This is a genomic window from Streptomyces sp. SID1328 (genome assembly GCF_009865595.1).
In the GTDB taxonomy this organism is placed as follows: domain Bacteria; phylum Actinomycetota; class Actinomycetes; order Streptomycetales; family Streptomycetaceae; genus Streptomyces; species Streptomyces griseoluteus.
Genome location: NZ_WWKH01000579.1, coordinates 1 through 215, shown reverse-complemented (window position 1 = coordinate 215; position 215 = coordinate 1). Strand labels below are relative to the sequence as shown.

Annotated in this window: 1 pseudogene; it reads left to right on the top strand. The window is 73.0% G+C overall.

Features of this window, described 5'->3' with window-relative positions:
* Positions 1 to 22: 22 nt before the first annotated feature.
* Positions 23 to 215 (top strand): annotated as a pseudogene (locus GT030_RS18110) (methyltransferase); the annotation flags it as partial.

The window sequence follows — 215 nt, the reverse complement described above, 5'->3', positions numbered from 1 at the left end:
CAGCCGTACGACGGGAGGGCCCGTGCGCATACTGACGGAGCAGCAAGTCGACGACGCCCGGCGCATGCGGCAGATGCTCTTCGGGCACCTCCTGTCCAGCGCCCTGTGCACGGTGGTCCGGCTCGACGTCCCGGACCTGCTCGCCGACGGCCCCAAGGACGTGGCCGAGCTGGCGGCCACCGCGGACGCGGACGTCTCCTCCCTGCGGCGTCTGC